Source organism: Streptomyces sp. NPDC048664 (assembly GCF_040650555.1).
Lineage (GTDB): Bacteria > Actinomycetota > Actinomycetes > Streptomycetales > Streptomycetaceae > Streptomyces.
This window is the reverse complement of sequence record NZ_JBEZHK010000008.1, coordinates 86,726-109,613: the sequence shown is the minus strand read 5'-3', so window position 1 is coordinate 109,613 and position 22,888 is coordinate 86,726. Positions and strand designations below refer to the sequence as shown.

Sequence of the window (22,888 nt, the reverse complement as noted above, 5' to 3'; positions counted from 1 at the left end):
CCGAGCCGCAATCAGGTTTTCGGCAACCGCCCTCCCCAGCACCGGAGATCACGTCGCGTACGGTGGGTGCATGGTTGAGCATCGAATGGTTGACGTGAACGGCATTCGGCTCCACGTGGCGGAGCAGGGCAGCGGTCCCCTTGTGGTGCTCCTGCACGGCTTCCCCGAGTCATGGCACTCCTGGCACCGCCAGTTCGGCCCGCTGGCCGAGGCCGGCTACCGCGTGGTGGCTCCCGACCAGCGCGGCTACGGGAGCAGCGACCATCCCGAGGACGTGGACGCGTACAGCATCTTCCATCTGGTCGGGGACGTCGTCGGCCTGATCCGGGCCCTGGGCGAGGAGAAGGCGTACGTCGTCGGGCACGACTGGGGCGCGCCGGTCGCCTGGCACACCGCGCTGCTGCGGCCGGACATGGTGCGCGGCGTGGCCGGGCTGAGCGTGCCGCCGCCGACCCGGCCGAAGGAGCCGCCGCTCGTCACGATGGAGGAGCGGTTCGGCGGCCGTTTCTACTGGAACTACTTCAACCGCCCCGGTGTCGCCGACGCCGAGTTCGCCCGGGACACCCGCACCACCCTGCGGAAGTTCTTCTACTCGGCCTCCGGCGACGCCGCCCGCTCCGGCGAGGTCAAGCAGCCGCTGGTGGACCCGGACAAGGGCTGGCTCGACTCCATGCCGGACCCCGAGGTGCTGCCGGAGTGGTTCAGCGAGGCGGACCTGGACGCGCTGACCGAGAGCTTCTCCCGGGGCTTCACCGGCGCCCTCAACTGGTACCGCAACCTGGACCGCAACTGGGAGCTCACCGCCCCCTGGCAGGGCGCCCGGGTCACCACGCCCGCCCTGTACATGTACGGCGACCGGGACGTGGTGCCCGCCTTCCCCGGCACACCCGAACTGATCCGGAAGCTCCCCGCCCTGATGCCCAACCTGTGGCGTGATCCCGTGGAGCTGGCGGGCTGCGGGCACTGGACCCAGCAGGAGCGCCCCGAGGAAGTGACCTCCACGCTCATCGAGTTCTTCAGGGCCTGCGCCTGAGCACGGTGCGACGGGTGCCGGAGGGCACTCAGCGGCGGGCCAGCGGGTTGGGCAGGGGCAGATAGCGGGCGTCCGCTCCGTCGGCGCCCGTCCAGCGCAGCAGCAGGTTCGTCTTGCCGGGCAGGGTGGGCGAGGCGAGCAGGCCCGGGACCTCGGGGACGGGGTGCCGGGCCAGCTCCGCGCGGGCGGCGGGCCAGGGGTCCCAGCCGGGGCGGTGTTCGCCCAGCAGCGCGGCCACTTCCGTCAGGTTGTTGACGACCAGGCAGTACACGAGCCGCTCCCAGCCCGCCTCGCGGGACACGTCGGCGAGGAGCTTGAGCCCTTCCGCGTCGCGGAACAGCGCCTGCACCGGAAGACCGCCGGCGGCCACGGCGACCAGGGTGTTCTGCAGGTGCGCCTCCAGGACGACACCGTGCTCCTCGAACGCCTCCAGGACGGGGGGCACGACCTGGCGCAGGTACGCCTCCCACCACGGGGCGGGGTCGGCCGTCGCGGTGAGCGGACTGCCCTCGAATCCCTCCACGAGGGCCGCGGCCAGAAGCGGTGTGGCACCGGGCAGGACGTGCGGGCGCAGCCCGTCGCGGACCAGAACGGCGAGTTCCTCGAAGGCGAAGTCGGCCGTGCGGTAGCCCCGGTCGCTCAGCCAGGCCGCCGGGCCCTGGCCCCGCGAAGCCCCGCCCCGCGACGCCCGGTCCCGCGACGCCCGGAACGCGTGGACCGCCGCCGCGTCCTTGCGGCGCAGGGCGAGCAGGTCGTGGCGCCACAGCCGGCGGATGTCGTTGGTGATCCGCACCTCCAGGCTGAACTTGAGGAACAGGTCGTCGTCGGGGGCGTAGACCGTGCGGATCGCGGCCGTGGGAACGACGGGGCCCGCGCTCTCGCCCAGCCGCAGCAGCCGCCCGTCCTCGAACGCCGCCCTGATGTCGGGGCGGCCGGAGACCAGGTCCAGCTGCCAGGGGTGCGCGGGCAGCAGCCGGTAGCCGCGCGGGGCGGTGCCGAGCGCGTCGAGCGCCGTCAGGTCGCCCTCCTCCACGACCACGTCCTCACGCACGCCCAGGAGGGTGAGCGGGAAGCGGGCGTACGCCTCCGGAGCGTACGGCAGCCAGCTGGTGACCGGGCCGCCGCCGCGCGCCTTGGGGGCGGGATGGCAGGGGTGCCCGGTGATCAGTGACTGCTCGGAGCGCAGGTACAGGTCGTCGGGCGGCGTCGCGCGGGCCCGGGCGGCCAGGATCGCCGCCACCGCGTCCCTGCTGTCGAGCATCTCGACGGGCAGTTCGGGATTGGACAGTCCGGTCGCGGCACGCAGCTCGTCGGCGATGATTTTGACCAGTTCGGCGTGGGTGAGCGGCTGCCAGGCGCCGTCGGCGCGCACCTCCGGGTCGCGGGGCCGGCGGCCCCCGCGTACGCGCAGCAGTACGCCGCTCGCGCGCAGGCGGTGGACGCCGGGCTCGCCGGTGGGGTCCGCCGCCTCGCGCAGCAGGCAGGTGAGCAGGGGGGCCGCCGCGTAGGCGTCGGCCTGCTCGGGGACCTCGTCCCTGGGGTGCATGGGGTACCCGCGATCCCTTCGTTCCGTACGGTGCACTGGCATCCAGTATGTCCGTGGTGATCTTCCACCAGGCGATCTGGTGATCTGGTGATCTTTCACTACGATCCACTCCGTGAGGAGCCCGACCGTGTATCCATCCTGCTCCGCCGAGGCACAGCTCGCCCAGGAACTCGATGCCCTTCGGCCGAGCCTCGCCGCGTCGTACGCGGCCGCGCTCTCCGGCGCGCGCGCCGCCGTGCTGACGCGCCTGTGGCGGGCGCTGGCGCACGAGCCCCTGCCGTGGATCGCCCGCCGGGAGGCGGTGGCCGACGGGCTCGTCCTGCGCCTGGTGGACGGCCGGCGCCTGCACGGCCCGGCGTGCGACCCGTTCGCCACCACCGCGTACGTCACCGAGGTACGGCTTCAGGGGGAGCCCCACGACCGGCCGGCGCGGCTGATGACGGCGCTCGGCGTCCCGCACGGCGCCGACTTCGCCGTCGAACTCGACCACAGTACGGCGTCGTTGGCCCTGTCCCGGGCCGGGCAGCCGGAGCCGGGCGCGGCCGTGCCGACATCGAGCGGGGAGTGGGAGCAGCGGGTGGTGGACGGGCATCCGTACCACCCGGGCTGCCGTTCACGGCCGGGTTTCTCCGTGGCCGAGCAGTTCGCGTACGGTCCCGAGCACCGGCCCGTCGTACGGCTCGGGCTGCTGCCGGTCGACGACTGCCTCGTACGGGGCGAATGGCCCAAGTGGCTCCGGGACGGGGAGCGTCCGCTGGTCCCGGTACACCCCTGGCAGACGGAGCACGTGCTCGGTGTGACGGCGCAGGACGGGCCCGACGCGCGCCCGCTGATGTCGCTGCGGACCCTCGCCCTGCCCTACGGCGGCCTGTACGAGGGCCTGCATGTGAAGACGTCGGTCAGCGCGCGGCTGACGTCCTCCGTGCGGGACGTCTCGGTCGGCTCGGTCGAGACCGCGCTCGCGGTGTCCGCTTTCGCGGAGTCGATCGCGGCGCGCACCGACGGCCTGCTGCACGTCACCCGCACCCTGGGGGCCGCGAGCGCCCACTCCCCCGACCTGGCGGCGGTCCTGCGGGAGCCGCCGGAGGTGTACGCGGACACGGCGGCCGGGGAGCGTGTCGTCCCCGTGGCCGCCCTGCCCCTGACCGGACTGCCCGACTCCCCGGCCTGGTCGGCCGACTTCGCACGGCTGGCGCTCACCGTGGGCCTGCGGCTGCTGGAGACGGGGGTGGCGCTGGAGGCGCACGGCCAGAACCTGCTGGTGGTGCTCGCGCCCGACGGTTCACCGCGCCGGCTGGTCTACCGCGACCTCGCCGACATCCGGGTGAGCCCGGCCCGCCTCGCCCGACACGGCGTGACCGCCCCGGAGTTGCCCGCCCGGATCGTCACGGACGACGAAACGGCCCTGCGCCGCAAGCTGTTCGGTTCGCTCGTGGCGGGGGCGCTGGCGTCCACGGCGGGTTCGGCCGAGGCTCTGCGGGCGGCGCTCGCGGGGGCCGCCGGGGATCTGCCGCGCACCCCCGACGCGGCGGCGCTGCGCGAAGCCCCGCTGCCCACCAAGGCGTTGACCCTCATGCGGCTGTCGCCCCGGCAGCCGGGAGACCAGTGGACCCTGCTGCCGAACCCCCTGGCCTGAGGCGCACATGTGACCACCGGTTTTGGAGCCCGCCCCTCCGGTCAATAAGATCCGCCGATGATCACAAGTAAACGGCTGGCTGTCGGGGTCTGCGCCCTGCTCGCCGCCCTGGCGGCCGGGATGGCGGTCCCCGCGGGCGCCGTCGCCGACGAGACGACCGCCCAGGACGCGCCCAAGGTCGATCTCGTTCTCGACGTCAGCGGTTCCATGCGGGCCAAGGACATCGACGGTGGCTCCCGCATGGACGCGGCCAAGCAGGCCTTCAACGAGGTCGTGGACTCGACGCCGCAGGAGGTGCAGCTCGGCATCCGGACGCTGGGGGCCAACTACCCGGGCAACGACCGCCAGACGGGCTGCAAGGACACCGCGCAGCTCTACCCGGTGGGGCCGCTCAACCGTGACCAGGCCAAGTCGGCCGTGGCCACGCTGCAGCCCACCGGCTGGACACCGATCGGACCCGCCCTGCTGAAGGCGGCCGGCGACCTGGGCGGCGGCAACGGCACGCGCCGTATCGTCCTGATCAGCGACGGCGAGGACACCTGCGCTCCGCTGGACCCCTGCGAGGTGGCCCGGGAGATAGCCGCCAAGGGCATCGGGCTCACCATCGACACGCTGGGCCTGGTCCCGGACGCCAAGCTGAACAAGCAGCTGAGCTGCATCGCCGAGGCCACCGGCGGCACCTACACCTCGGTACAGCACAAGGAGCAGCTCTCCGACAAGGTCAACCAGTTGGTGGACCGGACGGCGCACAAGGTGGTCACCCCGGTCGCCGTGGACGGCACCGCGCAGTGCGCCACGGCCCCCACCCTCAAGTCCGGTCTGTTCACGGACCGCGAGGAGTTCGCGCAGCACCGCTTCTACCGGGTCGAGGTGAAGCCCGGTCAGGAACTGCGCGCCTCGGTGAGCGTCTCGGACGACCGGCAGGTCAACCCGGACTACGGGGTGACGATGCGGGCGCTGACCACGCACGGGCGTGAGATCGTGCGCGGCGAGTCGACGGGCTCCGGCCGCACCGACGCGATGTCGACGGGGCTGCGCTACCCGAAGGCGGAGAGCGACGACGAGGACGCGCCCGCCGAGACGGTCTGCCTCCAGGTCGCCAACTCCTTCTCCCCGGCGGCCGGTGTGAAGACCACGCCGGGTCTGCCGATGGAGCTGACGGTCGACGTCGTCGACGGTCCCGACCAGGCGGCGGACGTGGCGTCCTTCGGTCTCGGACGCGGCTGGTGGCTGCTCGGCACGCTGGTCCTCATCGGATTCCTCGCGGGTCTGGTGTGGGGCTGGGTGTCGCGCTGGCGGATCGCGGTCTGGAGGACCAACTGATGGGTGGCCGACTGATGGGTGACCGACTGATGTACGACCGTCCGGCGGGTGAGCGGCCGCGGGGTGTCTCGCGGCTCGGGCGGGCCGTGACCGCGGCCGCCCTGCTGGCGGGCGCCGCGCTCGCCGTCGCCGCCTCCCCGGCCGCCGCCGACGACCCCTCGCCCTCCGCGAGCCCGTCGGGCGACAGCGCCGCGCCGACCTCGGCCGGTACGTCGTTCCGTACGGCGACGGAGATCACGCAGGGGCAGCAGGCCACGGCGAACGCCTCCACCGGCGACTACCTGTACTGGTCGTTCCCGGCGGACTCCGGTCAACGGCCCACCGTGAAGGCGACGGTGAAGCTGCCGTCGACGTCGCGCGGCGGCACGCAGACCTGGCAGGTGGACGTGTACGACGGTCTGCGGCGCCGTCAGGCCTGCCAGTACGGCGTGCAGACCCGCACCGCCGCCCAGGACGCGACGTCCGTCGACCTGTCCTGCACGCTGCGCACGGTCCGTTCCTGGGCCGAGCCGTGGGACGACGCCCCGCTGCCGGGCACGTACTACATCCGGCTGACGGCCGTGGACCTCGGCTCGGCCGACCTGGGACAGCCCGCGAACGCCCAGGTCCAGGTGGACTCCAAGGACATGGGTGGCGCGGCGGCGGTGGACGGTTCGCTGTCCCAGCCGGTGGTGCCGGGCATCGCGACCACCTCGCAGGACTCCGACGGCAAGAAGTCGGCCAAGCTGTTCTCGCTCAAGCCCGACGACGGCTGGGCCTCCGGCTGGTGGTCGGACCGCTGGGTGTGGACCGCGCTCGGCGGCGTCCTCGCGGCGCTGGCCGGGATCGGCGGCTACGCGCTGACGCGCGGCTCGGGACGGCCCCACCGGCTACCGCCGGGCGCCTGACCCGCCCCCGCCCCCCGCGAGAGGCCCGCCGTAACCGTCCGGTACGGCGGGCCTTCGCACAACTTGGCGCGGCTCGATACGACTTGACTCGACTCGCCCCGACTGGGTCGGCTCAGCTCGCGGACGTGGGCGCGGCGGGGAGCGGTCGCCCGCGCAGCGCGTCGGCGAGGGCACCCTCCCCCGCCATCACCACCATGCCGTCCAGCACGGCCTGATCGAGCGTCAGATCCCCGCCACCGAGCCGCGCACACGTGTCCATGTCGAGGTCCAGACGGAGGTCGGGCTCACGCGGCGCGGCGCCGTCGCCGTACGCCGCCCCCTCCCCGGCGCCCACCCACAGGTGGAACACCCCTTCGTCCAGACGGACTTCGACGAGCCCTTGCTGCCCGCGCCCCGCGTTCCCCTCGATCAGGCGCAGCAGCGGCAGCGCGAGCCAGTGCGCGCGCACCGCGTCCGTCGGGCTGCGCTCGGCCGGCACGGCCGCTCCCCAGCCCCCGAGCGCCTGGAGCACCGGCAGCAGGTCCCGTCCGCGCGGGGTGAGTTCATACACGGAGGCCGCCGCGGGCGGGGGAAGCCGGCGGCGCGTGGCGATCCCGTCGCGCTCCATGTCCTTCAGCCGGGACGCCAGGACGTCCGTGCTCACCCCGGGCAGGTCCGCGTGCAGGTCGGTGTAGCGGCGCGGTCCCGCCAGCAGCTCCCGGACGATCAGAAGGGTCCAGCGGTCACCGACGGCGTCCAGCGCGCGGGCCGTGGAGCAGTGCTGGTCGTAGCTTCGGCGAGGTGACATGGGACGCAGTCTAGACGCGTTGTTGGACTTTCCAAGCTGCCACTTGGTAAAACCAAGCATCAACGGTCGGCGGAGGGGAAGCGTCTCATGGAGTTCCGGCAGTCGAGCAAGCTCAGCGAGGTCTGCTACGAGATCCGGGGCCCGGTGATCGAGCACGCCGACGCGCTGGAGAAGGCGGGCCACAGCGTGCTGCGCCTGAACACCGGCAACCCCGCGCTCTTCGGCTTCGAGCCGCCCGAGGAGATCCTCCAGGACATGATCCGGATGCTCCCCCAGGCACACGGCTACACGGACTCCCGCGGCATCCTCTCCGCCCGCCGCGCCGTGGCCCAGCGCTACCAGGAGCGGGGCATCGACGTCGGCGTGGACGACGTCTTCCTCGGCAACGGCGTCTCCGAACTCGTCTCGATGGCGGTGCAGGCGCTGGTGGAGGACAGCGACGAGATCCTCATCCCGGCCCCCGACTACCCCCTGTGGACGGCGGTGACGACCTTCGCCGGGGGCCGCGCGGTGCACTACCGCTGCGACGAACAGGCCGACTGGTACCCGGACCTGGACGACATGGCGTCGAAGATCACGGACCGCACGAAGGCCGTGGTCATCATCAACCCCAACAACCCCACGGGCGCGGTCTACCCGAAGGAGGTCCTGGAGGGCATCCTCGACCTCGCCCGCAGGCACGGCCTGATGGTCTTCGCCGACGAGATCTACGACCAGATCCTCTACGACGACGCCCTGCACCACTCGGCCGCCGCCCTCGCCCCCGACCTCGTCGTCCTCACCTTCTGCGGCCTGTCGAAGACCCACCGGGTGGCGGGCTTCCGCTCCGGCTGGCTGGTGGTGAGCGGCCCGAAGCAGCACGCGCGCGACTACGTGGAGGGCCTGACGATGCTGGCCTCCATGCGGCTGTGCGCCAACGCCCCCGCGCAGTACGCGATCCAGGCCGCACTGGGAGGCCGCCAGACCATCGGCGAGCTGACCGCGCCGGGCGGCCGGCTGCGCGAACAGCGCGACCGCGCCTGGGAGAAGCTCAACGAGATCCCCGGCGTCACCTGCGTCAAGCCGAAGGGCGCGCTGTACGCGTTCCCGCGCATCGACCCGAAGGTGCACCCGATCCACGACGACGAGAAGTTCGTCCTGGACCTCCTTCTGCGCGAGAAGATCCAGGTCGTCCAGGGCACCGGCTTCAACTGGCCGACGCCCGACCACTTCCGCATCCTGACCCTGCCCCACGCGGACGACCTGGAGGCGGCCATCGGCCGCATCGGCCGCTTCCTGAGCGGGTACCGCCAGTAGGCCGCTAGTCGAGGGCGATCTCGCACCAGACGGTCTTGGTGTAGGGGTCCGAGCTGGTCGCCCCCCAGTGGGTGGCCAGCGCCTCGACGACGAGGAGTCCCCGACCTCCCTCCCTGTCGGCTGCGACCGGCGTCAGGTTCCCCGGGCCGGGCGGTCGGCGGCCGGGGCGCGCGTCCGTCACCTCGACACGGAGCGTGGCGCTCTCGGGGTAGAGGGTCAGACGCAACCGGAAGTCCCGCCCCACCACCCTGCCGTGCCGTACGGCGTTCGAGGCGAGCTCCGAGACGAGCAGGGTGACGGTGTCGTTGGCCCCGGTGCCGTACGGCCGTCCCCACTTGTCCAGTTGCTCCGCGGCCAGGTGACGCGCGAGGCGCGCGCCTCTGGGGGTGGCCGAGAGGCTGATGGTGAAGTGGCGTGCGGGGGCGGAGGGGTCGGGGCGCGCCGCCGGGGCGGAGGCGATGTCTGCGTTCACATCACCCAGCGTGGCCACCCGACCCTACTCTGGCCAGTAGCGACGGCAGTACTCAGTGTGAAGTGTCCGGTTGCTGTCCGGTGTTGTCCGGGCTACGACGCGTTACACGGCGGGCATGGAGGAGTTGAGTACGGGCAGCACGAGGAGGTGCGGCGCATGGGCGCTATGGGGCAGGGGTCGTCACCGGCCGACGACGGTACGGAGCCGTACGACTGGGACGAGGAGTCCTCGGGGGTACTGCGGGCCGTCGGCAAGGTCATCAAGATGTACCGCGAGCGGGTGGGCATGACCCAGGCCGACCTCGGGTCGGCCATCGGGTACAGCGAGGAGCAGGTGTCCTCGGTGGAACGGGGGCGGAGGGCCCCGAAGGCCGTCTTCCTGGAGCGGGCGGACCAGGTACTGCAGGCGGGCGGGATGATCACGGCCCTGAAGAGGGACGTGGAGGAGGCGAAGTACCCGAAGAAGGTTCGGGATCTGGCGAAGGTGGAGGAGGGGGCGGTTGAGATCTGCGCGTACGACAACTCTGTCGTCCACGGCCTGCTACAGACGCCGGAGCATGCCAGGGCACTGTACGAGACGCGCCGTCCACCTCTCTCCGAGGACAAGGTGGAACAGCTCGTCGCCGCGCGACTGGCACGCCAAGGCCTGTTTGACCGGCCATCGGCCCCCGTCTTCAACTTCGTTCAGGAAGAGGCGACGCTGCGTCGCCCCATCGGGGGGAAGATGGTGATGCGGAGGCAGCTTGAGCACATGCTGGAGATGGGCCAGCGACGGAATGTGGGGATCCAGGTGATGCCCACGAATCGCGAAGAGCACGCGGGTCTCGCGGGGTCGTTCAAACTGCTGCGACTCAAGGAGGGAAGGACTGTGGCGCACAACGAAGTCCAGCTCGTCAGTCGTCTCATCTCCAACCCCAAGGAGATCGCGGTCCTTGAGATCCGCTATGGCATCATCCGTTCTCAGGCCCTCACTCCGCGCGAGTCGCTGGGCTTCATCGAGGACATCCTTGGAGAGACATGAGCGTGCACGCCTCGGCTGGTCACGGATCCGAGTTGAACTGGTTCAAGAGCAGCTACAGCACCAACGATGGCCCGGACTGCGTAGAGGTGGCCATCACCCCGAAGACGATCCACGTCCGCGACTCCAAGAACCTGACCGGACCACAGCTCACCTTCGACGCCACCGGCTGGGCAGCATTCGTCTCGTACACCACCAAGCACTGACGCGCAGCAGGCTGGAGGGAGCACGGTGACGGCTCTGGAGTGGTTCAAGAGCAGCTACAGCTCGAACGACGGCCCGGAGTGCGTGGAAGTGGCCGTCACCCCGAAGACGATCCACGTCCGCGACTCCAAGAACCTGACCGGACCGCGGCTCGCCTTCGACGCCACCGAGTGGGCGGCGTTCGTCTCCTACGCCACCGAGCGCTGACCGGAGGCGGGGCGCGGCCGTCTGGCTCAGTCCGGGCTGCGCCCCGCCTCCGGTCGTGTCACCGTGCTGGGGAGCGGACCTGGAGGCGAGGGCAGGGAGCAGGCGTGGGCGATCTCCTTCTCGTGCGGCATGGCGAGACCGAATGGTCGCTGTCCGGGCGGCACACGGGCTGGACCGACATCGCGCTGACCGACAACGGCCGCGAGCAGGCGCGCCGGCTCGCCCCGCTGATCGCGCGGCACCACATCGCGGCGGCGTTCGTCAGCCCGGCTCAGCGTGCCGTCGAGACGGCGCGGCTGGCCGGGATCGGCGGGGCGCGGATCGACGCGGACCTGGCGGAGTGGGACTACGGGGGCTACGAGGGGATCACGACCGTCGAGATCCACCGGACCCAGCCGGACTGGTTCCTGTTCCGGGACGGGGTCGCGCCCGGGCCGCCGGAACATCCCGGCGAGAGCGCCGAGGAGGTCGGGGAGCGTGCGGAGAGGGTGCTCGCGAAGGTCGACGCGGCGCTCGGTGACGCGGAGGGCAGCGTGGTCGTCGTGTCGCACGGGCACTTCCTGCGCGTGCTGACGGCCCGGCGGCTCGGGCTGCCCGCGTCGGCGGGGGCCCTGTTCCAGTTGTCCACCGGGACGATCAGCCGTCTGGGGACGGAGCATCGCCGCCATGTCGTGTCCGGCTGGAACGTACGGCCCGAGGCCTGTTCCGACGGCCACTGACCGACGGGGTCCGGATCTTCCGCGAGGGGACGCCTACGCCCGTGTGGGATCGAGGGCCTTGGCCATGACCAGTTCCCTGCGCACGCCGTCCGGCAGCAGGTCGCCCGGTTCTCCGGTGTCCCTGAAGCCGTGGCGCTCGTAGAGCGCGATGGCCGCGCGGTTGTCCGGCATCACCGACAGCCGCAGGCTGGTGGCGTTCCCGTCGGCGGCAGCCCACCGCGCGATCTCGCCGACGAGGAGGTCTCCCACCCCGTGGCCCCGGGCCTCGGGACCGACCCACATCGAGATCACCTCGGCGGCGCCCGGACGCTCGTCGGGGACCCCGCTGGCCATCCCGAGCGCCCGGCCGCCCGCACCGACCGCGACGACGTTGTACGAACCGGGGATGGCCAGCCGGGCCCGCCACCGCTCCTCCCGGTCGTTCTCCCCCTGCCATTCGGCGAGCGTCGACCCGAAGGCGTACGGCGCCTCGGCGAGCGCGGCGAGCCGCAGCTCACGCCACACCGGCCACTCGTCGGGACTGAGAGAGCGCAGTTCGATCACAGGACGACGATGCCCTCGGGCGCCACCGGCCCGCAACGGGGTTTCTTCGTCGGGCGCGGCCGACGCGGGCGGCGTTGTCGGACCTCGGCCGTAGCCTTCGATCGACGGGGAAGGGGAGGCGGGATGACGGGACGACCGAGTGCGGCGCAGCGACGCGTGATCGAGGCCGCGGATCCGGTCACGGGCCGGCTGCGCGGTACGGAGGCGCAGTTGGCGGCGCTGGTGAAAGGGGGCCTGGCCTTCCGGCATCCGCGCCCGCCCCACGCGTACTTCCTGACGCCGGCGGGCCACCGCATACGGGAGTCGCCCACGGAGGACACCCGCGCGGACGCGAGCGCGACCATGGACACCGACTCCGACTCCGGTTCCGGCTCCGGCTCCGGCTCCGGCTCCGGCTCCGGCGTGTTCACCGCGCGTGTGGGCGGCGAGGAGTCGGACGACACGAGCCCCGCCCGCCGGCGCGACGTGCGTACGGCCTGGGAGGGTCTGGTGGAGCTGCGTCGCATGACCAACCCGGACGCCGCCACGGACCGCCCGTGCGCCTGGGAGCGCACGAACCTGGTACGGGCCGCCGCTTTGGCCCTGGAGGCCGCGGGCCACCGCCCGGCGACCGGAGAGGCGCCGGGCGACGGCTACCGCGTCCGCGCGACCCCGCAGCCGGAGGCGGTGGCGATCCACGAGAGGGAGGCGGCGGGGCTCCGGGCCTGCGCGGCGACCCTGGACAAGGCAGGCTGGCAGGTGAGCGAACACACGGACCCGAGGACAGGCACGAGATACGCCCTGGCCTCACCACGCCGCGCGTGAGCCCCGCGGGGCGGGCAGGTCGGCCCGCCCCGTCCGGTCTCACCTCACCGGCGTCGCCGGCCGGGAGTAGGACAGGATCCCGGAGAGCAGGATGCGCAGCACCTCGCGCAGTTCGATGTGGAGCGGGACGCGGGGTTCCGGGCTCTGGGACCAGCGGTAGAGCAGGCCCAGATAGGAGTCGCGCAGGATGTTGCCGACCCGCATGGGGTCGATGTCGACGGCGATCTCTCCACGCTCGCGCCCCAGCTCGATGATGGTCGCGAACACCTGCCCCGCGTAGGGCTCCTCCAGCAGCGGGCGCCCCGCCTTCACCCAGGCCTGGAGCATCGCGGACGTGATCTCCCGCTCCGTCTCGTTGAACTCGGCCAGGGCCAGCATGCAGCGTTCCAGATGGACCGTGACGCCGTCGTCGCGGGCGTGCAGGGACGCCTCCATGCACGCTTCCAGACGCTGTTTGCGGGCCTCCGCCCAGGCGGTGACCAGGTCTTCCTTACGCTGGAAGTAGTTGAAGAAGGTCCCGCGCGCCACGTCCGCGTGCTCGGCGATCTGGTCGATCGTCGTGCCGTCGTAGCCCTGCTCGGCGAACAGGGTGAGTGCGGAGGTGTAGATGCGGTCCCTGATCCGCTGCTTGCTGCGTTCACGGCGCCCGAGGGGGGTCGGTTCGACGGTCATGTGCTCCTCACTTCTCACGGCTCTGTGAGATCCCCCGGCCTCAAAATTTATACCACAGTACATGAATGCATCAGAGGCTACATACCACCGTGGCCACGGAGGCCGCGATGTCCCCGACCGGCTCGGGCCCGAGCAGCCGCCGGGCCGTGACGTCCACGCCGAGGTACTGGTGCAGCCGTGTCCTGAGCTCCGCGGCCAGCAGCGAGTCCAGGCCCAGGCTGCGCAGCGACCGGCGCGCGTCCAGTCGCGAGGACGGGACGCCGAGCACGGTCGCCGCGTGCCGCAGCACGTCGGCGTCGGAGACCTCCCGCGCCCGGGGCTGGGACGGCACGGCGGCCGCGGGGCCGGTGTGGGCGTGCCGCGTACGGGGCTGGTGGGGCACGTCGTGCGCGAGCGCGCCACGGGTGGCCGGTGACCGGCCCGTGGCGGTGTGGGCTGCTCCGCCCCGGACGGCGCGGCGACCGGGGACGGCGGGCGCCTCCGCGACCGGGCCTGCGGTGCCCCCGTGCCCGCTCCCGGCCGGCCGGCCCGCGGCACCGGCCGCCTCCCGCGCCCGCGACGCCGTGCGCGGCGGGAGCGGGCGCAGGCGGATGCCGAGGAACTCGGCTATCAGCCGCCCGTCCGGCGCGAGGAGCCGGACGTCGCAGTGCGCCTCGCCACCCCCGGGAGCGGGGGTGCGGCGGGCCAGGACCCAGTGGTCGTCGCCCAGCGCTCCGGCGTCGGCGACGTGGACCCGGCCGAAGGACACCGGCAGGAAGGAGCCGGACGGGCCCGCGGCGGCAGCCCCCGGCCAGGTGGCCGTCATCGTCAGCAGGGCCGCCTCCAGCGCCGCGGCGGTGCCGGAGCCGGGGACCCGCCCGGTCGCTCCGCGCATCCGGGTGACGCTCTCGCCGTCGGCGAGCCACAGCTGGGCGGCCGTGCGCAGCGCGTCGTCGACCGCCAGGCCCCGGGCCCGGACGCGCCGGTAGAACTCGGTGGCGGGCACGTACTCCCCGCACCGGGTCAGCGCGTCGTCGAGCGCCTCCCGGCCCCGTCCGCGCTCGGCCTCGCCGTCCGGCGCCGGCCCACTCGCCGTCAGGAGCCGTCCGGTCAGCAGGACGTCGCCGTCCCGGCCGTCCTCGGTGCGCGCGGCGGTGACGGTGAAGGCGAACTCCCCCTGGCCGGGCAGGGCGGTGAGGTCCACCCGCACGGCGGCGTTCCGCGCGCGCTCCAGGTCCAGCGGCCGGGAGGCGAACTCGACGTCGGCGAGCGCGCAGTCCCGGCCGCCGACGGCGTCGTGGGCGGCCCGGCGCGCCGCCTCCAGGTACAGCACCGCGGGCACCGAGGCCCCGTCCGCGCCGCGCACCGCGGCCCCCATCGCGGGCAGCCCGAGGTCGAGAAGGGGGAACTCGTGCGCGGGACGGGCGGACGGGGCGGTCGCGGCCGGGGCGCGGCGGAACCGCTCGATGTCCCAGGCGTACGTGGGCAGCGGAACGAAGGCCTCCGGGTCCTGGCCGCCGCTTCCGTAGCAGCGGTCCCGGTCGACGCGTCCGCCCCGCGCGAAGATCCGGCCCAGCGCGCGCAGCAGGCTCTCGGGTTCGGGCTGGCCGCGCTTGAGCGTCGCCACGGCGGACGGCTGCCCGCCGCGTTCGTCCAGGACGTCGTCGACGGCCTGGGTGAGCAGGGGATGGGGGCTGATCTCCACGAAGACGGTGTCCTGCGGCCCGGCGGCCTCCCGGACGGCGTCCACGAAGCGCACGGGTTCGCGCAGGTTGGCGGCCCAGTAGTCGGCGTCCAGCTCGGTGCCGTCGACCGGCGCGCACCGGACGGTGGACAGCATCTCCACCGTGCCGCGGCGGGGCGTGAGGCCGGGGAGGGCGGTGCGCAGATCCGCCAGCACCTCGTCCATCAGCGGGGAGTGGGAGGCGACGTCGACCTTCACGCGACGGCACGGGACGTCGTCCCGCTCCAGCCGGGCGGCCAGGCGCGTCAGTTCCTCGGACTCACCGGCGAGGACCGTGGAACGGGGGGCGTTGCGGGCGGCCACCGACACGGCGCCGGCATGGGGCGCGGCGGCACGGGCGGCCTCGTCCGCGTCGAGGTCGACGACGAGCATCGCCCCACGCCCGGCGAGCCGGGCCATCAGGGCGCTGCGCCGGCAGATCACCGCCGCCGCGTCCCGCGTCGACAGCGCGCCCGTCGTCCGAGCGGCCGCCACCTCGCCCATGCTGTGGCCGAGGCAGAGGGCGGGCTCGACCCCCTTGGCGCGCAGTGCCGCCGCCAGCGAGACCTGGACGGCCCACAGCAGCGGTTGGACGACGGCCACGTCCCGCCAGGGCTCCGCGCCGTCCCCGCCGCCCTCACCAGCCTCACCGGCCTCACCGCGCTCACCGGCCTCACCGCGCTCACCGGTCAGGACCTCGATCACGGACCAGCCCCGTTCCGCGCGGACGGCGGCGTCGCACTCGGCCATGGTCCGGCGGAAGTCCGCGTCCTGCTCCAGCAGGCGACGCGCCATGCCCCGCCACTGCGCGCCCTGCCCGGGGAAGACGAAGGCGACGCGGCGGTCCCCGTCGAAGGGCGCCTCGCCGAAGCCGCCGTCGGCGCTCTCCTCACCGCGCGCCAGGGCGCGCAGGGTGGCGGCGAGTTCCTCGTGGGTGGCGCCGACGGCCCACAGGCGGTGCGGGTGGACGTCGCGGCGGGTGGCGGCGGCGCGGCACAGGGCGTCCAGTCGGTGGGCGTGCCCGGCGCCCCCGGGCTCCAGGTGGGCCGCGTAGCGTTCCGCGAGTCGGCGCAGCGAGTCGGGGGTGCGGGCGCTGAGCAGGAGCAAGCGGGGCTCCTCCGCGTCCCGTCGCCGTGCGGGACGGCTCGTCCGCGGGGCCCGGCCCGGGGCTGTCTCGGGGTGACCGCCCACGATCACCTGCGCGTTGGTGCCCGACAGGCCGAAGGAGGACACGCCGAGGACGGCGGCCTCGCCGGCCGGCTCCAGCGGGGTGTTGCGCGGGACGGCCGCGAGCGGCACGCCCGGCTCGGCGAGGACCGGGTGCGGTGAACGCTGGTGCAGTGAGGCGGGGATCACGCCGTGCCGGGTGATCAGGACGGCCTTGATCAGGCCGGCGATCCCGGCGGCGGCCTCGGTGTGTCCGATGTTGGTCTTCACCGAGCCGACGCGCAGCGGACGGCGGGCCGTCGGGTCCTCGCGCAGCACGTCGGCGAGGGCCCGCAGCTCCACCGCGTCGCCGACGCGGGTGCCGGTGCCGTGGGCCTCCAGGTAGTCGAGCCGGCCGGGGGTGATGCCCGCGCTGCGGCAGGCGGCGTCCAGCATGCGGGTCTGGCCCGGCACGGCGGGCTGGAGCAGGAGGCCGCTGCCGGCGCCGTCGTTGGTGACGGCGCTGCCGCGCAGCACGGCGAGCACCGGATCGCCGTCGCGCAGGGCGTCGTCCAGCCGCTTGAGGATCACGGCGCCGACGCCCTCGCTGCGCACGAAGCCGTCACCGGAGGCGTCGGCGAACTTGCAGCGGCCGTCGGGGGCGAGCATCCCCCCGCGGGAGTAGGTGACCGCGTCGTCGGGCGACATGATCAGGTTCACCCCGGCGGCGACGGCCAGGTCGCTCTCGCCGCTGAGCAGGCTCTGCCGGGCCAGGTGCACCGCCACCAGGGAGGAGGAGCAGGCGGTGTCCACGACCAGGCTGGGGCCCCGCAGGTCCAGCGCGAACGACACCCGGCCCGCGGTGACGGCGCGCAGCCGGGCGCCCGCCATGCCGTGCACGTCCACGGGCGCGTCGCCGGCCTGTTCCCCGTACTCGGCGGTCGCCTGCCCCACGAACACCCCGGTGGAGCTGCCCGCCAGCGAGGAGGGGCGCACTCCCGCGTTCTCCAGCGCCTCCCACACGACGTGCAGGAGGAGCCGCTGCTGCGGGTCCATGGCGAGCGCTTCGCGCGGGGCGATGCCGAAGAAGGCGGCGTCGAAGCCGAAGGGGTCGTCGAGGAAGCCGCCGTGCGGGGAGTCGGCGCGGGCTGACGGCGCCGCCTCGGGTCCCTGCGGGCCGGTCGGGTCGAACCGGTCCGCGGGTACGGGCGTGACGGCGTCGGTGTTGTCCAGGAGAAGCCGCCAGTAGGCCTCGACGTCGTCGGCTCCCGGGAACCGGCACCCCATCCCGATGACCGCTGTCTGTGCCGTGCCACTCACACGCATCGCCCCCGTCGCTAGCTGGTTCGGCATCCAAAAATATACTGGAGACTATCGATCTGTCGGGGGATTATCGGTGGCCGACGATCTTCGGCCGGGAGACGACCCCTCCGACTCGGAGCGGACACGAGTAAACAGGAACATCAGTGAGAAATCGACCACGGCATCGATGCAGCGTGCAACAAAAATTCGCGCTAACGTAACGTCAAAAGTGGCTTCGGATACATGAATGAACTGATACACATGCTTGGGTTACTCGTTCGGCCACCGGACAAGGAGGAATGACCATGATCGCCAGAGTGCTCGGACCACTCCGGGTCACGGTGAACGGCAGTTCGGTGGTCCCGACCGCGGTGAAGGCGAAGAAGCTGATGGCGATGCTCGTCCTCAGCCGCGGGCGGGTGGTGCAACGCGCCACGATCGAACGCGAGCTGTGGGACCTGGACGCTCCCAGGAGCGCCTCCACCGGCATCCAGAACTGCGTCATGTGGATCCGCAAGGGCATCGGGCGCGCCCAACTCGGCGACGCCGACCGTGCCGCGAAGCAGACCCTGGTCACCGAACCGACCGGCTACCGGCTGGACGTGCCGGGAGACCAGTTCGACGTGGTCCGGCACCACGGTCTCGTCGCCCAGGCGGGCGCCGCCGAGGCCCAGGGGGACTTCACCGAGGCTTCCGCCCTGCTGAACGCCGCGCTCAACCTGTGGCGCGACGCCCCCCTGGCGGACGTGCCGGCGGGCCCCGTCCTGCAGGCCCATGTCCGGCGCCTGGAGGAGGACCGCAAGACCGCGCTCACCCAGCGTCTCGCCCTGGATCTGCGGCTGCACCGCTACGCCGAGGTCGTCGGCGAACTCCACGCGCTGGTCGCCCTGGACCCCTACGACGAGGTGCTCTACGAGTATCTGATGCTCGCGCTGTACCTCTCGGGCCGCCGCAACGACGCGCTCACCGCCTACCAGCGGGCCCGCGCCGCGCTCGCCGACGGGGTGGGCCTGGAACCCTCGCACCGGCTGCGGGGCCTGCAGGAGCGCATTCTCGCCAGCGACGAGGCTCCGGCCGACGTGCTGCCGGGCCGACCGAAGCTCATGGCGGAGTCCGTCAGGAGGTGAGTCCCGCCCGGGGGCCGGCCGGCCGGAGGCGGAGGAACGCCCCGACCTCCTCCAGCACGGCCTCCTGGCCGGCCGCCGTGAACGGAAGGAAGTGGCCGGCCTCGATCACCCGCGACCGGAACGCGCCACCGGTCAGCCGGGCCCAGAGCGGCAGTACGGCCGACGGGACGAGCGGGTCCTGATCGCCCGCCAGCGCGGTCAGCGCCACGTCGGCGCGCAGCCCGTCCACGGCGATCAGCGCCTCCTGGGCGAGGGCCAGGTCATGGGCGAGGGCGCTGCGTCCTGGGGACAGCGAGGGGTCGTCCAGGGCGTCCGGGGACAGCCCGTGCCGCGCCAGAACCGCCGACAGACCCTCGCGACCGCCCAGGAGTTCCGGCCGCGGGAAGGCCCGGCGGCCGGGCATCGAACAGGACACCACCAGCGCGTCGCAGCGCACCCGTCCCGCGTGCGCGACGAGGAGGGCCAGCAGCGCGCCCAGGCTGTGGCCGTAGAGAACGGTGGGCCGCTCGGCGGCCGTCCGGGGCTCCGTCGGCTCCGCCAGCTCCGCCGTGAGGTCGGCGACGACCCGGGCGAGCGTCGTGCGGGGCGCGAGAGCCGCGCGGTGCTCCCGGCCGGGCAGGGTGACGCCGACGATCTCGACCTCGGGCGGGAGCGGCGCCAGCACCTCCCGGTAGCGGAGCGCGCCGCCCCCGGCGTGCGGGAATACGACGACGCGCGGGCCCGGGCCGGCCGCGGGACGCAGCACGCTCGTCAGGCGGTGCGCGGGGGCCGCCGTGCGGGGCGTGCCCCCGTCCGCGCGGCCCGTGCTCCCGTCCCTCACAAGCCCATGCCCAGTCCGCCGCTGACGGGGAGGACGGCGCCGGTGATGTAGCCGGCCTCCGCGCTGGCCAGGAAGCGGACCGCGGCCACCACGTCGTCCACGGTGCCGGGCCGGCCGAGCGGGGTCATCCCCATGACGCCGCTCATCCGCCGGTCGGACAGGCCCGCGGTCATGTCCGTGGCGATGATGCCGGGCGCGACCACGTTCACGGTGATGCCCCGGTCCCCGAGCTCCCAGGCCAGGGAACGGGCGAGGCCCGGCAGAGCCGCCTTGGAGGCGGCGTAGTTGGTCTGGCCGGGAGCGCCGAGGAACCCCAGCACCGAGGAGACCAGGACGATCCGGCCGCGCCGCGCGGGCAGCATGCCGCGCACCGCGGCCCGCACGGCGGTGAACGTTCCGGTCAGATTGGTGCGCAGCACGTCGTCGAAGTCGTCGTCCGACATCCGCAGCATCGGCCGGTCGCGGGTGATGCCGGCGTTGGCCACCAGGACCTCGACGGGGCCGTGCGCGGCCTCCGCCTCCCGCATCGCGCGTTCCAGCGCGTCCGGCTCGGTGACGTCCGCCTCGACGCCGAGCACACCCTCCGGCGGGCTCCCTGTCCGGTGGCTGACGGCCACCTTGTCGCCGTCGTCGGCGAAGGCCCGGGCGACGGCGTGGCCGATGCCGCGGTTGCCGCCGGTGACGAAGACCGAGCGGTTCATCGTTGTCTCCTTGTCTGCTTGTCTCCTGATGGTGGGTCAGGCCGCGGTGAAGACCAGCGCGGCGTTGTGGCCGCCGAAGCCGAGCGAGGTGCTGACCGCCACGTCCACGCGGGTCGTGCGGGGTTCACCGGCGACCAGGTCCAGGTCGAGGGCCGGGTCGGGGTTCTTGAGGTTGGCCGTGGGCGGGATGGTCCCGTGCTGCACGGCCAGGACGGTGTACGCGGCCTCGATCGCGCCGGCCGCGGCCAGGGCGTGGCCGGTGACCCCCTTGGTGGACGTCACCGCCGCCGCACCGCCGACGACCCGCCCGAGCATGGTGCCCTCGACGAGGTCGTTCATCGGTGTGGCCGTGCCGTGCGCGTTGACGTGCCGCACCTGCGACGGTGCGACGTCGGCGTCCGCGAGCGCCGCCCGCAACGCCCGCTCGATGCCCTCGCCCCCTGGATGGGGAGCCGTCGCGTGGTGCGCGTCGGAGGAGGCGCCGTAGCCGCTGACCAGCGACCGGATCCGGGCACCGCGGGCCCGGGCGTCGGCGGCGCGCTCCAGCACCAGGACACCGGCGGCCTCGGCGGCCACGAACCCGTCCCGCTCCGCGTCGAACGGCCTGCCGGCGTACTCGGGTTCCCGCCCGGACTTCGCCAGGGCGCCCATGCGGCACAGCCCGGCCATCACCGTCGGGGTGAGCGCCGACTCGCTGGCGCCGGCCAGCACGATGTCGCAGGCGCCCGCGCGCAGCAGGTCCCGGGCCGTGCCGACGGCCGTGGCACCCGAGGCGCAGGCGGTGGTGGTCACCAGGCTGGGGCCGCGGGCCCCGCAGTCGATCGCCACGTACCCGGCGAGCATGTTCGGCATGTACCTGGTCACGAGCAACGGCGAGACCCGGCCCGGCCCTTCGTCCGCGAGCGTGCGGTGCTGCTCCTCCAGGGTGGCCGCTCCGCCCAGGGAGTTGCCGAGCACGACACCGACGCGGGTGCCGTCCCAGCTCTCGGGGTCCAGCCCGGCGTCCTGGACGGCCATGCGGGAGGCGACGAGAGCGAGTTGGACGAACCGCTCCAGCTGCCAGGAAACGAACCCGCCCAGCAGTTCCTGCGCGTCGAAGCCGGGCACCCGGCAGGAGAAGTCGGCCGACAGGTCGCCGAGGGTGTCGTCGCGGGTGGCGCGGGAGCGGCCGGCCAGGACCCGCTCCCAGTTCTCCTCGACGCCGATCCCCGCCGGGGTGACCAGCCCCAGGCCGGTGACGGCTATGTCATGACTCCCGGCCGCCATCAGAGAGACGCTCCCTTGGCGGCCAGCAGGTCGACGACGTCGTCCAGCGTCTGCTCCTCGGTGAGCTCCCCGTCCTCTGTCCGGACCCCGAACTCCTTGTCCAGGACGAGTCCGAGCTCGATGAGGACCAGCGAGTCGAAGGACAGCTCGCCCAGGGTCACGCCCGGGGTGATCGCCTCCGGCTTGACCTTGAAGTGGCCCGACAGGAGCGCCGAGACGCGCTGTACGACGGGCTGCGAGGCGTTGGATTCCTGGATGTCCTGCATGCGGTGCACTCCTGAGGGTGGGAAGGCGTCCGGCCGTACGGCGGCCGCCGTGTCGTGGAAAAGCGTCGCGGGAAAACGTCGGGGAGACCGAGGTGGGAAACCGACGTGGAAAAAAAAGGGGGGTGACGCGGTCGGGAGGCGGGGGTCAGGGCGGGAAGACCTCGGGCCACACCAGGCCCACCGATCCCCAGGTCAGGCCGCCGCCGAAGCCGCCGAGCACGACCCGCTGGCCGGGCAGCAGGCTTCCGTCCGTGAGCGCGTCGGCGAGCACCAGCGGGACGGAGGCGGCGACCGTGTTGCCGACCCGTCCGATGTTGGACGGGAACCGCTCGGGCGGCACACCGACCCGTTCGGCGACCGCCGCGAGGATCCGGGCGTTGGCCTGGTGCAGCACGATCCGGTCGAGGTCCGCGGCCGTCCCGCCCAGCGCGGCGGCCGTCACCTCCACGGACCGGGCCATGTGCCGTACGGCCTCGGCGAAGACCGGGCGGCCCTGCATCGTGAAGTAGGTGTCCGCCTCCTCGGCGGGCGATCCGGTGGACCGCTGCCGGGAGCCGCCCGCCGCGACCTGGATGAGGTCGCTGCGCGTGCCGTCACTGCCCAGGTGCAGCCCGCGCAGCGCCCCGGGCTCGTCCGGCTCCCCGGCCCGCAGCACCACGGCGCCGGCCCCGTCGCCGAAGATCGCCCGGGTGGTGCGGTCCGCCGGGTCGAGAATGGTGGAGAACGTGTCCGCGCCGATGACCAGCACCGTCCGGGCGAACCCGGACGCCACCAGCCCCGCGGACACCCCGAGGGCGTAGACGAACCCGGTGCACACCGCGGCGACGTCGAAGGCGCAGACCCCGCTCAGCCCCAGGCGGCTCGCCACTTCGGGCGCGGTCGCCGGGCAGGGGCGGTCCGGGGTGCTGGTGGCGAGCACCACCGCGTCGACGGCGTCCGTCCCGGCGGACTTCAGCGCCCGGCGTCCGGCCTCGACGGCGAGGTCACCGGTGGCCGTGCCGGGATCCACCACGTGCCGGGTCGCGATCCCGGTACGGCTGCGGATCCACTCGTCGGACGTGTCCAACTGCCGGGCCAGTGCGTCGTTGGTGACCGCGGTCGGCGGCACCCAGGCGCCGATCCCGCAGACCACGGCCGCGCGACCGCTCCCGCTCATCCGGGCCCTCCGTCACAGCCGCCCGGCCGCAGCCGGGTGCCGTCGGCCCTCAGGCCCTCGCCTGCCCTAGCCATCACTGCGCACTTCCTCTCCACTCCATGCCGTGCCGTGCCGTGCCGTGCCGTCCGCCGGTCGGTCGGCCGGCCGGTCTCGGCTCGGTGATCCACCGGCGACGTTCACTGTGGCAACGGCCTCTCCGCTTCCGCTCACCGCCGGCCCACGCACCGCTCACGTCGGCCGTGAGCGCCACATGAGT

The 22,888-nt window shown here is 73.4% G+C and carries 22 protein-coding genes; 11 read left to right on the top strand and 11 right to left on the bottom strand.

Features of this window, described 5'->3' with window-relative positions; translation table 11 throughout:
- The first annotated feature begins 70 nt into the window (after positions 1-70).
- Positions 71-1,033 (top strand): alpha/beta hydrolase, encoded by a 963-nt coding sequence (locus AB0C59_RS11335; protein WP_363003039.1) that lies wholly within the window; start codon positions 71-73, stop codon positions 1,031-1,033.
- A 28-nt stretch (positions 1,034-1,061) separates the two neighbouring features.
- On the opposite strand, the gene AB0C59_RS11330 is transcribed toward AB0C59_RS11335, so the two are convergent.
- Positions 1,062-2,579 carry an IucA/IucC family protein gene (locus tag AB0C59_RS11330; protein ID WP_363003037.1) on the bottom strand — a complete coding sequence of 506 codons (1,518 nt, stop codon included), beginning with the start codon at positions 2,577-2,579 and terminating at the stop codon, positions 1,062-1,064.
- Between the two features lie 127 nt (positions 2,580-2,706).
- Between AB0C59_RS11330 and AB0C59_RS11325 the strand changes: the two genes are divergently transcribed.
- The 3 genes from AB0C59_RS11325 to AB0C59_RS11315 are packed head-to-tail and all read left to right on the top strand — an operon-like array spanning position 2,707 to position 6,425.
- On the top strand, positions 2,707-4,215 hold the full coding sequence (locus tag AB0C59_RS11325; RefSeq protein ID WP_363003035.1) for an IucA/IucC family siderophore biosynthesis protein: 1,509 nt from the start codon (positions 2,707-2,709) through the stop codon (positions 4,213-4,215).
- A gap of 57 nt (positions 4,216-4,272) precedes the next feature.
- Positions 4,273-5,538, top strand: coding sequence for a VWA domain-containing protein (locus AB0C59_RS11320; RefSeq protein ID WP_363003033.1), 1,266 nt, complete (start codon positions 4,273-4,275; stop codon positions 5,536-5,538).
- A complete protein-coding gene (locus AB0C59_RS11315; RefSeq protein ID WP_363003031.1) occupies positions 5,538-6,425 on the top strand; it encodes a hypothetical protein in 888 nt (295 codons plus the stop codon). The genes AB0C59_RS11320 and AB0C59_RS11315 overlap by 1 nt, the downstream gene beginning before the upstream one ends.
- A 112-nt stretch (positions 6,426-6,537) precedes the next feature.
- Here the strand turns inward: AB0C59_RS11315 and AB0C59_RS11310 are convergent, their stop codons facing one another.
- Positions 6,538-7,212 (bottom strand): helix-turn-helix domain-containing protein, encoded by a 675-nt coding sequence (locus AB0C59_RS11310; RefSeq protein ID WP_363003029.1) that lies wholly within the window; start codon positions 7,210-7,212, stop codon positions 6,538-6,540.
- Positions 7,213-7,299: 87 nt separating this feature from the next.
- Between AB0C59_RS11310 and AB0C59_RS11305 the strand changes: the two genes are divergently transcribed.
- Complete coding sequence (locus AB0C59_RS11305) at positions 7,300-8,508, top strand: pyridoxal phosphate-dependent aminotransferase (protein WP_363003027.1); 1,209 nt, start codon at positions 7,300-7,302, stop codon at positions 8,506-8,508.
- Positions 8,509-8,512: 4 nt separating this feature from the next.
- Here the strand turns inward: AB0C59_RS11305 and AB0C59_RS11300 are convergent, their stop codons facing one another.
- Positions 8,513-8,980: an ATP-binding protein gene (locus tag AB0C59_RS11300; RefSeq protein WP_363003025.1), complete on the bottom strand. Its 468-nt coding sequence runs from the start codon at positions 8,978-8,980 to the stop codon at positions 8,513-8,515.
- Between the two features lie 156 nt (positions 8,981-9,136).
- On the opposite strand from AB0C59_RS11300, the gene AB0C59_RS11295 reads away from it, so the two are divergent.
- From AB0C59_RS11295 to AB0C59_RS11280, 4 genes are all read left to right on the top strand, one after another.
- Positions 9,137-10,000 carry a helix-turn-helix transcriptional regulator gene (locus AB0C59_RS11295; protein WP_363003023.1) on the top strand — a complete coding sequence of 288 codons (864 nt, stop codon included), beginning with the start codon at positions 9,137-9,139 and terminating at the stop codon, positions 9,998-10,000.
- Positions 9,997-10,203 (top strand): DUF397 domain-containing protein, encoded by a 207-nt coding sequence (locus AB0C59_RS11290; RefSeq protein WP_363003021.1) that lies wholly within the window; start codon positions 9,997-9,999, stop codon positions 10,201-10,203. The genes AB0C59_RS11295 and AB0C59_RS11290 overlap by 4 nt, the downstream gene beginning before the upstream one ends.
- Before the next feature lie 25 nt (positions 10,204-10,228).
- On the top strand, positions 10,229-10,408 hold the full coding sequence (locus tag AB0C59_RS11285; RefSeq protein ID WP_363003019.1) for a DUF397 domain-containing protein: 180 nt from the start codon (positions 10,229-10,231) through the stop codon (positions 10,406-10,408).
- Positions 10,409-10,512: 104 nt separating this feature from the next.
- Positions 10,513-11,127: a histidine phosphatase family protein gene (locus AB0C59_RS11280; protein ID WP_363003017.1), complete on the top strand. Its 615-nt coding sequence runs from the start codon at positions 10,513-10,515 to the stop codon at positions 11,125-11,127.
- 33 nt (positions 11,128-11,160) lie between these two features.
- On the opposite strand, the gene AB0C59_RS11275 is transcribed toward AB0C59_RS11280, so the two are convergent.
- Positions 11,161-11,670, bottom strand: a complete 510-nt coding sequence (locus AB0C59_RS11275; RefSeq protein WP_363003015.1) for a GNAT family N-acetyltransferase — start codon at positions 11,668-11,670, stop codon at positions 11,161-11,163.
- A gap of 123 nt (positions 11,671-11,793) precedes the next feature.
- Here AB0C59_RS11275 and AB0C59_RS11270 point away from each other — a divergent pair, with 123 nt between their 5' ends.
- Complete coding sequence (locus AB0C59_RS11270; RefSeq protein ID WP_363003013.1) at positions 11,794-12,474, top strand: hypothetical protein; 681 nt, start codon at positions 11,794-11,796, stop codon at positions 12,472-12,474.
- 39 nt (positions 12,475-12,513) lie between these two features.
- Here AB0C59_RS11270 and AB0C59_RS11265 read toward each other — a convergent pair whose 3' ends face one another.
- Both AB0C59_RS11265 and AB0C59_RS11260 read right to left on the bottom strand, forming a co-directional pair.
- Positions 12,514-13,146 (bottom strand): TetR/AcrR family transcriptional regulator, encoded by a 633-nt coding sequence (locus tag AB0C59_RS11265; protein WP_363003011.1) that lies wholly within the window; start codon positions 13,144-13,146, stop codon positions 12,514-12,516.
- Positions 13,147-13,216: 70 nt separating this feature from the next.
- Positions 13,217-17,314 (bottom strand): beta-ketoacyl synthase N-terminal-like domain-containing protein, encoded by a 4,098-nt coding sequence (locus AB0C59_RS11260; protein WP_363003009.1) that lies wholly within the window; start codon positions 17,312-17,314, stop codon positions 13,217-13,219.
- A gap of 287 nt (positions 17,315-17,601) precedes the next feature.
- Between AB0C59_RS11260 and AB0C59_RS11255 the strand changes: the two genes are divergently transcribed.
- Positions 17,602-18,423: an AfsR/SARP family transcriptional regulator gene (locus AB0C59_RS11255; RefSeq protein WP_363003007.1), complete on the top strand. Its 822-nt coding sequence runs from the start codon at positions 17,602-17,604 to the stop codon at positions 18,421-18,423.
- On the opposite strand, the gene AB0C59_RS11250 is transcribed toward AB0C59_RS11255, so the two are convergent.
- From AB0C59_RS11250 to AB0C59_RS11230, 5 genes are all read right to left on the bottom strand, one after another.
- Complete coding sequence (locus AB0C59_RS11250) at positions 18,413-19,243, bottom strand: alpha/beta fold hydrolase (RefSeq protein WP_363003006.1); 831 nt, start codon at positions 19,241-19,243, stop codon at positions 18,413-18,415. The two genes, AB0C59_RS11255 and AB0C59_RS11250, sit on opposite strands and share 11 nt — an antisense overlap.
- Positions 19,240-19,944, bottom strand: coding sequence for a 3-oxoacyl-ACP reductase FabG (gene fabG / locus AB0C59_RS11245; protein ID WP_363003004.1), 705 nt, complete (start codon positions 19,942-19,944; stop codon positions 19,240-19,242). Before fabG ends, AB0C59_RS11250 begins: the two co-directional genes overlap by 4 nt.
- 36 nt (positions 19,945-19,980) lie before the next feature.
- Entirely contained in the window at positions 19,981-21,210 is a 1,230-nt protein-coding gene (locus tag AB0C59_RS11240) for a beta-ketoacyl-[acyl-carrier-protein] synthase family protein (RefSeq protein ID WP_363003002.1), read from the bottom strand.
- Positions 21,210-21,476 carry an acyl carrier protein gene (locus AB0C59_RS11235; protein ID WP_363003000.1) on the bottom strand — a complete coding sequence of 89 codons (267 nt, stop codon included), beginning with the start codon at positions 21,474-21,476 and terminating at the stop codon, positions 21,210-21,212. The genes AB0C59_RS11240 and AB0C59_RS11235 overlap by 1 nt, the downstream gene beginning before the upstream one ends.
- Before the next feature lie 145 nt (positions 21,477-21,621).
- Positions 21,622-22,632, bottom strand: coding sequence for a beta-ketoacyl-ACP synthase III (locus AB0C59_RS11230; protein ID WP_363002998.1), 1,011 nt, complete (start codon positions 22,630-22,632; stop codon positions 21,622-21,624).
- Positions 22,633-22,888 lie beyond the last annotated feature (256 nt).

Coding starts and splice junctions, on each gene's coding strand:
- AB0C59_RS11335 (WP_363003039.1), top strand. CDS start 71: ATGGTTGAGCATCGAATGGTTGACGTGAACGGCATTCGGCTCCACGTG.
- AB0C59_RS11330 (WP_363003037.1), bottom strand. CDS start 2,579: ATGCACCCCAGGGACGAGGTCCCCGAGCAGGCCGACGCCTACGCGGCG.
- AB0C59_RS11320 (WP_363003033.1), top strand. CDS start 4,273: ATGATCACAAGTAAACGGCTGGCTGTCGGGGTCTGCGCCCTGCTCGCC.
- AB0C59_RS11315 (WP_363003031.1), top strand. CDS start 5,538: ATGGGTGGCCGACTGATGGGTGACCGACTGATGTACGACCGTCCGGCG.
- AB0C59_RS11310 (WP_363003029.1), bottom strand. CDS start 7,212: ATGTCACCTCGCCGAAGCTACGACCAGCACTGCTCCACGGCCCGCGCG.
- AB0C59_RS11305 (WP_363003027.1), top strand. CDS start 7,300: ATGGAGTTCCGGCAGTCGAGCAAGCTCAGCGAGGTCTGCTACGAGATC.
- AB0C59_RS11295 (WP_363003023.1), top strand. CDS start 9,137: ATGGGCGCTATGGGGCAGGGGTCGTCACCGGCCGACGACGGTACGGAG.
- AB0C59_RS11290 (WP_363003021.1), top strand. CDS start 9,997: ATGAGCGTGCACGCCTCGGCTGGTCACGGATCCGAGTTGAACTGGTTC.
- AB0C59_RS11270 (WP_363003013.1), top strand. CDS start 11,794: ATGACGGGACGACCGAGTGCGGCGCAGCGACGCGTGATCGAGGCCGCG.
- AB0C59_RS11265 (WP_363003011.1), bottom strand. CDS start 13,146: ATGACCGTCGAACCGACCCCCCTCGGGCGCCGTGAACGCAGCAAGCAG.
- AB0C59_RS11255 (WP_363003007.1), top strand. CDS start 17,602: ATGATCGCCAGAGTGCTCGGACCACTCCGGGTCACGGTGAACGGCAGT.
- fabG (WP_363003004.1), bottom strand. CDS start 19,944: ATGAACCGCTCGGTCTTCGTCACCGGCGGCAACCGCGGCATCGGCCAC.
- AB0C59_RS11240 (WP_363003002.1), bottom strand. CDS start 21,210: ATGGCGGCCGGGAGTCATGACATAGCCGTCACCGGCCTGGGGCTGGTC.
- AB0C59_RS11235 (WP_363003000.1), bottom strand. CDS start 21,476: ATGCAGGACATCCAGGAATCCAACGCCTCGCAGCCCGTCGTACAGCGC.
- AB0C59_RS11230 (WP_363002998.1), bottom strand. CDS start 22,632: ATGAGCGGGAGCGGTCGCGCGGCCGTGGTCTGCGGGATCGGCGCCTGG.